Below are 13,118 nucleotides of genomic sequence, written 5' to 3'. Positions count from 1 at the left end.
TTTTGGACTTATCATGATAGCTGTTCATTCTTGTGAATGAAAAGGAATATTTCCTCCAATGAGGTGCATCCGTATTCTTTATACACCTGTTTAAGTGCTCCATAGAATTTTAACTTCCCATTAAATAAAATGATTACCTTGTCTGCGATCTCAATGGCGTCTCTCATAATATGACTGCTGACAATGATTGTTTTATTCTGCTCTTTCAGTTCCTTTATTATTTTTTTTAGCTGAATTACCCAATAGGGGTCCAATCCGTCTGTCGGTTCATCGAGGATATAAATGTCCGTTTCCGCAAGCAGACACTGAGCAAGATTAAGCCGCTGGGACATCCCTTTTGAGAATCCTCCAGCTTTTTGGTTCCGTTCGCTCCACAGGCCTGTTTTTTGTAATACCCATTTGATGGATTCCTTGTTTTTATTTAGAAATCGCCTGTAATAATCAAGGATTTCGTAAGGTGTAAGTTCAGATGGGAAAATCAATTGGTCAGGCATGTAAGCAAATGTTTTTTGCTGTTTCGAATGGAATACGACACCTCCTTTGGTAGGACTATCAACGCCTGTAAGCATTTTAATCATCGTACTTTTTCCGGCTCCATTCCCTCCGCACAAAACAATACATTCCCCCTTTTCAATGTGGAGATTCAACGGTGCCAATGCTGTCTTTTTTATATGATTTGGATAAATCCTTCAATTCCAAAATCATTTTACACACCTCTCTTCGTTAAAAGCCGGGCTGATGTTATGAAAGTTATAAAAATAATGAGGATAATGGATAATGTCAGGGCAAGTGTGAGAGATCCATTTGCTCCCCACTTCTCGATCATTAAGTATTCCGGACCAAATACATATTCGGAATTCAGTTTTGAAATCGACCAGACGCGAACAGATTCCACAGGGTTTAGAAGGATTAAAAAGAATAGACTGATTTGCTTCAATGAATAAGGAATCCACCCGGTGACTGAAAAGATGATGAATTCATATACAAACACCATAATGATCCAGAAAATGATTGCTGCTGACAGTCCTTGCATCCTTGATTTGGAAATTGCTCCTATCAGTAAAGATACTGCTGAGAATACAAGGATTAAAAACATATTAACCAATAAAAATACTTGAAAAATATGTGCTGCAAAGGAACTGCCCGCCAAAGAGTAAATGAAGCCGAAGAGACCATATGATAGGCCTATCACAAAGAATAATGAGAGAACCAAAGAAAGGAATTTGCTGATCAGGTAATATCCTGAAGATTCATGATAGGTTCTGTATAAGGATAATCTTCCATTTTCTTTATCGGCAATAATGGAACTGCCGCCAAGGATCATACATATAATGGGCAGCATCCAAAGAGAAAGATTCATCAGCATGGCAATTGAACGATTGTAGGCAGACTGGCTAAAATCGGCCGTATCCCCCTCTTCCGGCTTTATTTCTTTGAGGCCGTAATATTCCGGGTTAACACCCATGGTTTCGATATTGGTATTCACACCTTCCAGTCCATATGAAACTTCAGCGGGTTCTGATTTGACAGATTGAAGACCATACAAGTAAAGAAGGCCTGCCAGAAAGAAAAAAGAATCATAAAATTTAAAAGCCACCTGCTTCTTAACAGTAGCCGAAGCTCATATTTAGTCATAGAATACAATAGTTTGGGATTCATATCGTTTCCTCCTCATGCTGAGGGAAAATTAAGCTTTAATGGCTGTGTTTCATTCCTTCTCCTTTAAAGCTCTTAATATCTGCTTTTAGAATCTCATCTTTCGAATACGCTGTACCTCCGTTTTTTTCTGAAATTCCTCGGCTTTTTCTAATGATTCAAAGGCTGCAATTCCATAGCTCATGGGACTTTCTATATGGCCGTTCTGTATAAAAGAGCTTGTTTCAAACGATATCCATTCCCTGCTGAGATAATCATGCACAAAGGCAGCATCATATTCAGGATTCTCAGTCTGTATATATTGAGTCATGCAGCCAATGTCATCGAACAAAACAGGCTCCCCGCTTTTCAAAATGAGCTGTGCTGCTGACTCCAGCTCTGCAATACCCATATTGCAGTTATCGCAGCTATCACGATTCTGTTTAATTTCTGTCGGTTCCGTCGCTGATGATGAGCAGGCACTTAACAATATCACCAGAATCGCCATTAGGAGAATAGTTCTATATTTCATTGTGCTTCCTCCCAAAATTAAATATAAGCAAACTTGCCAAAGTGATCAGGAAAAAGAATAGGATTATAGGAAATTCACGGCTATGATTGATATGATTTTTTTCTGAAATGAATTTTTCTGTTTCACAGGCACAGGTTCAGCAAGCGGCGATTCATCTATGATAAATGCTTGTGATGGAATTGGGGTGTATTGTTCAATCATATTCCATAGCTCTACGGATGGACTTTGATAAAAGACCTGCAATAAAGGCTCATCATCTGCCATCTGATAAAATACATCTCCGCTTTTATAGGCAAAGTCCACTTTATGGTCATTATCCAAATTTAATAAATGATGATCATCAAAATAGTTTCCATAATTGTTTTTACTGAATAGATTCCTGTTATCTTTTTCCGAGATGACTTGTCTTGTATTCCCTGAAAAATTATTTAAATAAATGGTATTATCATTTGAATTCTTCCCAATTTCAAGTCCGGTATCATTTCTCAGAACATTGTTAAATTCAAGTCTGTTTCTTTTTGCATGTTCAAGAATAATCCCTCTGAAATTGCCTTTTACAATATTGGAGGATATTTTGGAATCGAATGTGTCATAAATAAAAATTCCTGCTCCGTCAATCTCTGTATTTTTAAAGAAGTAGTTTTCAAGTATAAAAACTTCATAGCTTTGCATGATCATAAGGCCGTTGATACTTTCGGTTACCTGATTGTCAGCTATTAATATATTTCGCGAATCCATGGTGTGAACGCCATACCGTGCTTTAAACATGATGTTCCCTGTGACTTCACAAAAATCTGAATAGGACACATAAACACCATCCTGTGTGTGATAGAAGTAATTCTCCTTTACTGCAGTATTGGGTGCTTCAACTAAATAAATGCCAAAGCCGCTGTGCCGATTCCTGCCATGGAAGCTGGTAATGAGGTTATTTTCAAACCTATGTCCATAGGAATTCCTTGCATAGATGCCGTGAAATACATTTCTTAGGGCAATATGATGGAGATAGGCACGGTCTCCTTTCACATATATTCCAGCATTCTGTGATCCGCTTCCCTCCACTTCCAGATTTTCCACAATGACATCATCTGCTGCAATCGTCAGCACATGGCCTTTTTCTGTTCCCAATATTCTTGTTCCTTTATCCCCAATTATGTGAACCTTTCTCTCTATAAGTATGTTTCCTTCATATATTCCGGATTGTAATTTTATGACTGATACCTGTGGGTCTGACAAGGCCGCTTTCAGCTCTTTTGATGAAGCTGCTGTCATTTCCTGAGCGGAAGCTTTTCCGGCAAGGATCAAACTTAAAAATAATAGGAACCATCCGATTTTTTTATACACTCAGCGCTCACCTGCCCGGAAATATGATCTCTGGCCGCCGCCTATTAATTCTAAATAGACCGCCGGAAAAAGGATTCCATTTTTAATTTGTATCTTGTATAATTTATTTTAAGTTGAGTTTTTATTTATATTTAATGGCTCATTGTAGCCTTACCGTCGTCTTGTCCGGTCTCAGTTACCTTCAGGATGGCGACGGCTCCTTTTTGTGCATGGTTAAACTGATGAGTAACAATTGGATAGCTGCCTGCCTTGGTAACTGTAAATTCCACTACTGCACCGCCGCTTGCCGGGAGCATGACCGTTTGGAGACCTTTATAGCGGTTATAAGGGTTGCCATCAATGTAAACATCATCGAACACAGTACCCACCACATGGAAAGAGCTAACTTCATTTGGCCCTACATTATTTATATATATCCTCACCTTATCCCCTACTTTAGCCAGAAGCGGATTATCCTTAAGTGTGAACGTATCCCCATTAGTATTAGGGTCTCCTTTTTTTAAAGCTTTTGTGGAGAAAACCACATGACTGGGAACGCCGTTTGTAAAATCCTCCAGATCGTTGTACTTATACCACTCGTTTTGAATAATTGTATATTCTCTATCAATCTCTTTATCAGTCGGATAGCCGTCTTTAGGCTTTACAATTATAGTTCCGTGCATTCCATTTGCTATATGTGATAATACCGGTGAAGTTCCGCAATGATACATAAACACTCCTGGTTTATTTGCAGGATAACTGAATGTTCCCGTTTCATCTGGCTGAACGTTGGAGAAGTCTTTTGAAGGAGCTGCGTGTACAGCGTGAAAGTCCATGCTGTGCGGTATTGCCGGATCCATGTTTTTTAAGGTGAAATTGAGTGTGTCCCCTTCATTAACGACAACTACAGGACCTGGCGCTTCACCATTAAACGTCCATGCTTTATAGAATTTGCCTTTGTCGATTTCAATATCCGTGATTTGGGAAGTCATTTCTACATTTACTTCTTTTGGCCCGACTCTATCAATTTTCAATGGAATGGGCTCCTGATTTAAGTCTTTATGCGGTGCGATTGCCTCGGGCTGAGCTGTTACTGCTGCCAGAACCTTTTCCTCAGGCTGAAGGGAACTTTCCGGTGATGCCCCCTGGCTGCATCCCGATATTAACCCTATGCCTATAGCCGAAGTAAGCAGATATTTTACTCCTTTTTTCATCTTGATTTCCTCCTTATAATCGATTGGTTTATCTGCTTTTATCATATGGTAAATATGGACCGATTTTGGTGATTTTTCTCACAAGACTTTGAAATTCTGTGAAGAGTTTGTGAATTAGTGATCACTTTTCTATTGTTTAAAAGGATAGAAGAGTTATTACTTTAATCGCCAGGTGTTTCAATCATGCCGGCTCCATAAGTGCGTCTCAGCTAATTAATGGACACTTTACATCTATATTACTTTGTAAAAAATTGTTCCTATCTATCTTAAATGGTTTATAATCATTAAATGGAGTTTAGTTGAATCAGATAGAATAGAAGGAGAATTAATTAAAAGATGGATTTTATTATGATTTTAAAAGCGATTATTTTGGGATTTGTTGAAGGAATGACGGAGTTTGCTCCAGTGTCATCTACTGGACATATGATTATTGTGGATGATATGTGGCTCAATACAAAAGAGTTTTTGTCAAAATATGAAGCTAATACTTTTAAAGTTGTCATTCAGCTCGGTTCCATTTTAGCGGTTGTAATTATTTTTAAGGAACGGTTCATGGAAATGCTCGGTCTTGGGGGAAGGAGCAAAAACTCTGAAGAAAAACAGAGCCGTCTGAAATTGTCTCAAGTGATTGTCGGATTAATTCCTGCCGGGATTCTTGGCGTTTTATTTGAGGATTATATTGATGAACACCTGTTTTCAACTGAGACAGTACTGATTGGCTTGGTAATTGGTGCATTTCTGATGATTTTTGCTGATATTTTTGGAGGCAAAGACCCGAAAACAGTTTCAGTTGATCAAATCACCTATAAACAGGCTCTATCTATTGGATTGATTCAGTGCTTCTCACTTTGGCCCGGGTTCTCACGTTCAGGTTCAACCATTTCAGGCGGCGTGCTGCTCGGCCTGTCACACCGTGCTGCAGCTGATTTTACTTTTATCATGGCTGTGCCCATCATGGCTGGCGCGAGCTTTCTATCCTTAATAAAAAATCTTGAGTACTTTTCAGTCGATGCGCTTCCTTTCTTTATTGCAGGCTTCATCAGTGCATTTGTTTTTGCCTTGATTTCAATCCGCTTCTTTTTGAAAATGATCAATAAAGTTAAACTTATTCCTTTTGCCATTTACAGAATTGTACTTGCAGGGGTTATATATTTCATATTCTTTTAAAAAATGAACCCGGGCCTTTACAGCCCGGGTTTTGTTTTGGTTTATAGGACGAAGACGGGAGTGGTTTGGACTCTGGCCCGGGGTTGACTACTTTTCTGTCCGAAGTCGTGGCAGGTTCGGACTCTGGCCCGGGAGTTTCTCCTTTTACTGTCCGAAGTCGTGGCAGGTTCGGACTCTGGCACAGGGATTTTCCCTTTTTCTGTCCGAAGTCGTGGCAGGTTCGGACTCTGGCACAGGGATTTTCCCTTTTTCTGTCGAAGTCGTGGCAGGTTCGGACTCTGGCACAGGGATTTTCCCTTTTTCTGTCCGAAGTCGTGGCAGGTTCGGACTCTGGCACAGGGATTTTTCCTTTTTCTGTCCGAAGTCGTAGCGGGTTCGGACTCTGGCAAGGGGTTTTCTCCTTTTTCTGTCCGAGGTCAAGGCAGGTTCGGACTCTGGCACATGAAGTTGTGGCAGGTACGGACTCTATGAGCGTCATGTCGTTTTCTCCTGTCCAAACCAATTGCTTGTTATTAAAACAAATTTTTAAAGAAGCTGAAAATTACCCTCGGAATCCACAGTACGATCCGAATAAGTAATGAGATCACAATGGAATCCAGGAATTCATTCAAAATCTCACGCAGCAGCCCTGGTTTTCTTTTTCTCTTTTCTTGATGGTGTTTCCCGCCTTCCTATTTTTAATCCGCTTCATTTTTTACATCGTCTACAATGCGTTCAGCTGCTTTTCTGTATAAGTTGCTCATGTGAACCAGTGATGTTGCCAGCAGGACTTTTTCAAGCTCAGCTGGCTGATCTTCATTAAGCTCTTTTGCTTCCTCTGCTGCCCTGGATGCCTGATTTTCCAGATCGTTCACAAATGCATCAACATTAAGTTTAGTTAAATCGAGATATAGCTGATAAAAATGGTCCAGATCCATCTTTCCTTCTGCAGTTCGGGTGTTGACGCCATTTAATAGGCTTTTAATATCGTTTATGGATAGAGCCCCTTTAAGCTGATAAATGAAAGCAATTAAAATAAGATGCTCCTTTGAATATTTTTTATTTTTGACAGGAAAAAACAATTTCCCTTTTGCATAGTTATTTATCATTGTCTTAGTTAGCACTTTTTCCTCTTCGTTTCTCGTCGTGCTGCCAAAAGTATTTTCAAATAGCTGGATTACCTGATCCATATATAAATCTATCTGCGGGATATCTTCCAATTGAATTTGATTATCCGCAATGAGTTTTCCCATTTCCATATTTATCCCTCAAATCCTCACCTGTTATTATATAAATTCTACTTAAAAAAGCATAAGTTGTAAATATTGACTAGATGACGTTTTGTATATATTATATTAAGTAGTTATTAAAACTACATACAATAACATTAGGAGGAGATATTATGAATTCATACATCCGGGAGCCCATAAATGGACTGACCCATTTAGCAGGAGCCATTTTATCCTTTGCCGGATTGCTTGCCATGGTTATCAAAGCCTCACTGACGACATCTTCACCGCTTGCCATTACTGCTGTTGCTATTTTTGGAATCAGTTTGATGCTGCTCTATTCAGCTTCAGCTACCTATCATATGGTGATAGCTAAAGATAAAGTCATTGCCTTTTTAAGAAAGCTTGATCATTCCATGATTTATGTATTGATTGCAGGTTCCTATACACCTTTTTGCCTTATTACTTTAAATGGTGTGACCGGCTGGGTTCTGTTTTCCATTGTTTCTGCTGTTGCTTTATCGGGGATTCTGTTTAAAATGATCTGGTTCAGATCTCCCCGCTGGCTATCAACAGCCTTTTACATTGCAATGGGATGGATTATTGTTTTTGCCTTTTCGCCGCTTTCTGAGTCTTTAAGCAGTAATGGTGTAATGCTTCTTTTGCTGGGAGGCATCCTATACACGATAGGCGGAGTGATTTATGCGATTAAACCAAAGTTCCTGGAGTTCAAACATTTGGGTTTTCATGAGATTTTTCATATTTTCATTATGATGGGAAGCATGGCACACTTTCTTTGTGTGTTCATGTATGTGATCTGACAGATAGTTAAAAAAGCGGACACCCTCATGTCCGCTTTTTTTGATTAGCTGCCTTCTACATCCTTCACAACAGCTTCTAATTTCTGATCAGAAAATCTAACCATGTTTTTGTAGATGTTCAGGATAGATTGAGCATAATTGGTTCCAGGCACAGCCCATTTGCCATTCAGTTCCTGCCATAGCTTTGCCGAACCTCTTTTCACAAGGCTGAAACGCGGATCCGCCAGTGGATATTTAGGAGGTAGCGGCTGTGTAGAAGCATAGGCATATAAATGCTGAATATGTGCTAAAACGCCTTCTTCCTGTGTGGAAAAGCTTGCTCCTGCCGCACCATTCCCTGTTGCGCCGATTCCTGCATAATTATTCTGGCCAGGTTTAACATCACCAGTGAATCGGAGAAAGTTGGTTTCATGCATGGCCTGTGCAAAAGCTATATCCCCTCTGATACCATAATATTCCCCAATAGCCGAATAGAATGAACCTAAATTGGCAGCATTCGGGTTTACCTGTTTTGCATATTGATTCATATGCTCTGGTGACAAATGCGTTACTCCCAGAATGGAATAGCCTTTGGGTTCAGAAGGCACTGCCGGCGGAGCGTCTGACAGTATATAGGCATCTGTTATTCCCGCTTTTTTTACTGTTTCCAGTTGTTTTTCTGCATTTTCCTTCGTACTGAAAGCACCGGCCTGTACCCTGTACCAGACCGTGCCTGAAATTTCAGCAGTGGCTATAACCGTTTCAATGCTTTTATTTTTTAGAGCGGCAGACCTTTCCTCAGCATTTTTTCTATTTGTAAATGAACCGGCAATCACTCTGTATAGATTACTGGGATCGACTGGCTTTGGCGGCTGCGGCGGGACTGCCGGTTTCGCTTTAAGGCTAAAGGCTTTTGCAATTCCATTAACATGTCCCTGTGCCACCCTTTGTCTCCACAGCGGATCTTTCATTAATGCGGCATCTGCAGAATTATCAATAAACCCATTTTCTGTTAAAAGGGCTGGCATGGCTGATTCACGCAGTACATGAAAGTCAGCTTTCTTCTTACCTCTATCGATGAGCTTATTCAGTTTAGTGACTTCAGCATGGATAATATTCTGATAGCTGGCTGTCTGGGAAGTGCTGCCAAGGCTGTTATGAATAAAATCTTCATAGCCCCTCGCTGCACCATTCGCGGCATTACAGTGTATGGAGAGGTAAAAATCAGCCCCCCAGCTATTAGCTTCAGATGTCCTTTGGCTCAAACTCTTAGTTGTATCATTTTCACGGCTCATTCTAACTTCTATATTCTGATAGCCGGCCAATAAGATATTTTTTATATTTTTTGCGATATCAAGCGCAATATCTTTCTCTCTTATTCCGTTTCCCTGTGCTCCTGGATCAGTACCTCCGTGTCCAGGGTCTAAATAAAGCTTCATGGTCCTCACTCCTTTATTATTGAATTCTTATATTTCAAAGTTTGGAGCTTCCCAGTTCATTATAAATCAATTTAACACAGCAAGTACTTGCATGTAATAGTGTATGTTTAAAAGCAGAAATGGCTTGTACGCATGACCAGGCAATATTGATTTCCATAGCAGGAATCATAAAAAATTGTCTTTTAATAGGCGACATTCTCATTCAAAAACTTAGGTGCAGCCGTATGCTAATGGTGGAACTAATTTTTCGGGGAGTGAAAAATCATGGGTTTGTGCGGGAAGAAAAACAATAAAGAGTTTGAGAGGCATGATTTTTGCCATGAGCATGATTGCGACTGTGAATGTCATATAAAACCAGACTGGGACGAAGGTAAACACCGGAAAAATTTCTATGAAAATTGTGTTGAAGAGGTTTTGGAGGCCATTTTTAAAGCCCAGAAAAAAGCAGGGTTAGATGATGAATGCAGAAGTTCCTGCCGGGAATCCATTGATGACCTCATGGGAGGACAAAAGAAACCAAAAAAGAATACAATTCCATTCCTTTTATATTGCGGGAGCTGTGAACCATTTAAAGCTACAGGTGTGACCACATTCACTCATCATTCCAAGGAAAAGAAATTTGCTTGTATAACATCATTCATTTTTAGAATTAAAGAATTTGATGGCAAATGTGCTGTATTGGAATTGTTGACTTTCAAGCAATGTAAATCTTCTAAAGACCCGTTTAAATCACATACAAAAGATTTTTGTTCACCTTGCAGCCAAATCGATTGTGAAAACGTAGAAGATCTCATTCCTACAGGTATATGCATAAATGTGGATCTTTCCTGTTTTTGTGCTGTAACCTGTCTGCCTGCCATCCGCTTATAGAACTTTACTATTCCTGCTTGTATTATGGGCTTTGCTAAATGATTCGCCGATTCCTAACACTATGAATAGCCCAGTAAAAAAGGTGCACCATTCTGGCATGGCGCACCTTTTTTGCATTAAGCAGATTAGCCTCCAAAAGCCTCCAGCACATCCTCTACTTCTTTTATATCAACCTCATCTGAAATTGACTCATGAAGAGCCTTCTTCTCTTTATATGCTGGCGTCTGGACTGGAACATAGCCTGATTGCATCATTTTCTTAATTTCATTAATTTCTGCGAGTATGATGTCGCTGTTCATATTTTTGGGATGGAGATAGCTGTTTAAAGCTGATAAAACTAAATGGATCAGCGTATTATTATTGGAATGATAGTCGACTTGATCCTGTATCTTCTTTGAGACTTTTACAGATGCCCCAGTTTTGACATCAATGAACTGATCTGGGATTGTTAATGCGGTCTTATTAACATAGTCGGTATAGGTTCTGAACATTTCCATCATCCTTAACCTTTGGTTGTCATAATATGATTACTTCCTTTATCTCTTTTTAGCTGATTCATTTTTGCCAGAATCATAAGACCAAGGACATTTAATTTCTCCATATTTTCAGGAAACGTTAATTCAATTGGCCTTCCTCTATCCGACCATTTTGCTGCAGCTTCCTGAATTTGCTTTTGGGCGAGTTTGGCTGCTCCTCCAACAGCAATATAACGGACAGCTCCTTTAATCTCTGATGAACTGCTCCTCACCCGATCAAAATGCTCCAGGTATTTAATTGCCATTGACTTCAGCTGCGGCAAAATGTATTTGCTGATATCCTTTCTGACCCCTGCAAAAGGCTCGACATACCACCCTGCGGGTCCTTCTGCCAACTTTTCCTCCAGTTCGGCACGGGAGTCAAATCGGTACATTTCCTTTTTACTCACCCTTTGAATGATGTGATCAAGAAACTGATTGATCCCGAAAGGCTCGCCCTCTACAGATGCGACAGGCTTATTATTTTTTATTCCGACAAAGTCGACAGAGTCTCCCCCAAGGTCTCCGATGATAATCCCTTTTTGTGATTCTTTAACAAGTTCTTCATCCTTGATTCCCAAAGTTTCCTGATCTCTTGTTAATCCCAAATAGGCACAAGCACCTTCTGCACCGACAATGACATCATTGATTATAACTTTAACGGTTAACTCCTTAGGCTCAGAAAGCCCGGGAACTTTATGAAAGATGATCGTATGTGTTCCAGCCAGTTTGTCTTTTAGGCGGGTTTTTCTTTCTTTATACTGTGTTGTCGGAAGAGAAACAGCTAATTGATCAATAGAATAAGTGATTTCTGTTTCTTCCGGATGCTGAAGAACTGCATGATAGCCTGCCAGGCCGAACAGCAGCAAATAGGTTCTGTCTTCATCAACTTTCTGGTTATTGAATGCAGTCAGGCTCACGTCCCGCTGTTTAGCCGCTGCTTTTCCGATATAGAAAATTTCCCTTCTATCCACAACGGCCTGGCTCTTTACCTCCACAATTAAATTATCTTCAAACACTATATCATCATCATCGTATGGCTTTTCGTAAAATTCTTCATCAAAAAGAGCAATAGCATTTGGAATTTGATATTCTGACAGAATACCATTTTCAGAAGCTAATGCCTTATACCAGCTGTTTCCGATATCTACAGCAAGAAAATTGTGTCTATCCATTTCTCCTCACTCCTCCTTTTGAATCTTATGCGTGATAGAAGTCCAATTGTGCCCGTACTATTTAGTTTTTATCTCGTTTTACAAGTCAGTAAGAGCTTTATTGCAGGGAACAGAGGATTTGAAGGACTCAAATACCTGAGTTGAACTAAATAGCAGTGTGAAAAAAACGCTGAAAAAGATTTCACTTTATCCTCATTTGCCTCATCCATATATAACAAAATCTAAATACCCATTTTTCGTATTTTCAGTTCTTCCGATTTTTATAGGTAAACGCCCAAACATAGACGATTATCATGCATAGGATGGGATTATCATGATTTCAGGAGGAGCCCAAATGTCAGAAGAACAAAAAGATCGAGATATAGCGGAATGCCAGATTTCTGCTCAAAACTGTGAGTGTGAGAGTACCTTCCATCATCCTCATGTAAGTATTGGAAAAATCACAGCTGAGGTTCCTGTAGTGCTAGCTGAACTTTCACTCCACCTAAACGTAAATGCCATTATAAAGTTTCCGGAACCTGTATTAGAAATTAAAGATATAAAAAAATCAGTAAAGTTGACACAATGCAGGCTATTACTCCCTGCAAACCAGTTATTTGTCAAAGGATTCGTTCGAAAAAATATTCAATATGCTGCCCCTTGTCCAGAAATTGAAATGCATTCTGATAAAAGTGTAGCATCTGATATACATTCTTATACAGTCGATGTGCCTTTTCAATGCGTTACTGAAATAAAGAAATTCCTTACCTGCCCAATCATGCCGGAAATAAACAAGCGATACAATTTCGATTTTCATGTATCAAAGCCAATGCACTGCGGGTTTCCTGAAAAAGATGAGCTTCAATCGAATGACCTTTCCAAATTTCATCAGGAGAGCATGCAGCACTACAACAAATTGCCCTTCTGTGAACTGATTTCAAGCAGAATAATTGAATGGGATGAGGCGATAGATCGCCGTCCTCTGCCTAACTGCTCACCGATTGGTGAAGGTGTCTTCACAAAATTGGAAGAAAAAATGGTTTTAGAATTAGTCATAAAAGTCCTTCAAAAACAGCAAATACGAGTTTCTTCAACTACGAATGATCACGATGACTGTTACGACTGCGATTAAAAATATATTAGTACGGTTAATCCCATGAAGCAGCCATTAATTTCTAAAAACGTCGCGGGAGAACCACAATCTCTCAGTGTTAACAAGACTCCCGGACATCTGCCCATAAGTGTATACTGATAAACCTAATTA

13 protein-coding genes are annotated in these 13,118 nt (G+C 39.6%); 4 read left to right on the top strand and 9 right to left on the bottom strand.

Going from position 1 to position 13,118, the window contains the following annotated elements; all coding sequences use genetic code 11:
- Window positions 1–11: 11 nt before the first annotated feature.
- From M5V91_RS07965 to M5V91_RS07945, 5 genes are all read right to left on the bottom strand, one after another.
- Window positions 12–611, bottom strand: coding sequence for an ABC transporter ATP-binding protein (locus tag M5V91_RS07965; RefSeq protein WP_284521983.1), 600 nt, complete (start codon window positions 609–611; stop codon window positions 12–14).
- 95 nt (window positions 612–706) lie between these two features.
- Window positions 707–1,546 carry an ABC transporter permease gene (locus tag M5V91_RS07960; RefSeq protein ID WP_284521982.1) on the bottom strand — a complete coding sequence of 280 codons (840 nt, stop codon included), beginning with the start codon at window positions 1,544–1,546 and terminating at the stop codon, window positions 707–709.
- Between the two features lie 198 nt (window positions 1,547–1,744).
- On the bottom strand, window positions 1,745–2,167 hold the full coding sequence (locus M5V91_RS07955) for a nitrous oxide reductase accessory protein NosL (RefSeq protein WP_284521981.1): 423 nt from the start codon (window positions 2,165–2,167) through the stop codon (window positions 1,745–1,747).
- Window positions 2,168–2,230: 63 nt separating this feature from the next.
- Window positions 2,231–3,508: a right-handed parallel beta-helix repeat-containing protein gene (locus tag M5V91_RS07950; RefSeq protein WP_284521980.1), complete on the bottom strand. Its 1,278-nt coding sequence runs from the start codon at window positions 3,506–3,508 to the stop codon at window positions 2,231–2,233.
- Between the two features lie 131 nt (window positions 3,509–3,639).
- Window positions 3,640–4,701, bottom strand: a complete 1,062-nt coding sequence (locus tag M5V91_RS07945) for a multicopper oxidase domain-containing protein (RefSeq protein ID WP_284521979.1) — start codon at window positions 4,699–4,701, stop codon at window positions 3,640–3,642.
- A gap of 336 nt (window positions 4,702–5,037) precedes the next feature.
- On the opposite strand from M5V91_RS07945, the gene M5V91_RS07940 reads away from it, so the two are divergent.
- A complete protein-coding gene (locus M5V91_RS07940) occupies window positions 5,038–5,868 on the top strand; it encodes an undecaprenyl-diphosphate phosphatase (RefSeq protein WP_217024726.1) in 831 nt (276 codons plus the stop codon).
- 677 nt (window positions 5,869–6,545) lie between these two features.
- Here M5V91_RS07940 and M5V91_RS07935 read toward each other — a convergent pair.
- Complete coding sequence (locus M5V91_RS07935; protein ID WP_071155971.1) at window positions 6,546–7,106, bottom strand: DUF1836 domain-containing protein; 561 nt, start codon at window positions 7,104–7,106, stop codon at window positions 6,546–6,548.
- Between the two features lie 143 nt (window positions 7,107–7,249).
- Between M5V91_RS07935 and trhA the strand changes: the two genes are divergently transcribed.
- Window positions 7,250–7,897 carry a PAQR family membrane homeostasis protein TrhA gene (gene trhA, locus M5V91_RS07930; RefSeq protein ID WP_284521978.1) on the top strand — a complete coding sequence of 216 codons (648 nt, stop codon included), beginning with the start codon at window positions 7,250–7,252 and terminating at the stop codon, window positions 7,895–7,897.
- Between the two features lie 44 nt (window positions 7,898–7,941).
- Here the strand turns inward: trhA and M5V91_RS07925 are convergent, their stop codons facing one another.
- Window positions 7,942–9,315: an N-acetylmuramoyl-L-alanine amidase gene (locus M5V91_RS07925; protein ID WP_284521977.1), complete on the bottom strand. Its 1,374-nt coding sequence runs from the start codon at window positions 9,313–9,315 to the stop codon at window positions 7,942–7,944.
- 264 nt (window positions 9,316–9,579) lie between these two features.
- Between M5V91_RS07925 and M5V91_RS07920 the strand changes: the two genes are divergently transcribed.
- Window positions 9,580–10,185 (top strand): CotY/CotZ family spore coat protein, encoded by a 606-nt coding sequence (locus tag M5V91_RS07920; RefSeq protein ID WP_009334444.1) that lies wholly within the window; start codon window positions 9,580–9,582, stop codon window positions 10,183–10,185.
- A 125-nt stretch (window positions 10,186–10,310) separates the two neighbouring features.
- On the opposite strand, the gene M5V91_RS07915 is transcribed toward M5V91_RS07920, so the two are convergent.
- Both M5V91_RS07915 and M5V91_RS07910 read right to left on the bottom strand, forming a co-directional pair.
- Window positions 10,311–10,676, bottom strand: a complete 366-nt coding sequence (locus M5V91_RS07915; protein WP_019381055.1) for a hypothetical protein — start codon at window positions 10,674–10,676, stop codon at window positions 10,311–10,313.
- Window positions 10,677–10,687: 11 nt separating this feature from the next.
- Entirely contained in the window at window positions 10,688–11,875 is a 1,188-nt protein-coding gene (locus M5V91_RS07910) for a ParM/StbA family protein (RefSeq protein WP_217024716.1), read from the bottom strand.
- Between the two features lie 334 nt (window positions 11,876–12,209).
- On the opposite strand from M5V91_RS07910, the gene M5V91_RS07905 reads away from it, so the two are divergent.
- Window positions 12,210–12,986: a CsxC family protein gene (locus M5V91_RS07905; protein ID WP_019381057.1), complete on the top strand. Its 777-nt coding sequence runs from the start codon at window positions 12,210–12,212 to the stop codon at window positions 12,984–12,986.
- Window positions 12,987–13,118: the final 132 nt, after the last annotated feature.

It is taken from the genome of Cytobacillus pseudoceanisediminis (assembly GCF_023516215.1).
Taxonomy (GTDB): Bacteria; Bacillota; Bacilli; order Bacillales; family Cytobacillaceae; genus Cytobacillus; species Cytobacillus pseudoceanisediminis.
This window is presented reverse-complemented; position numbering and strand designations above follow the sequence as displayed.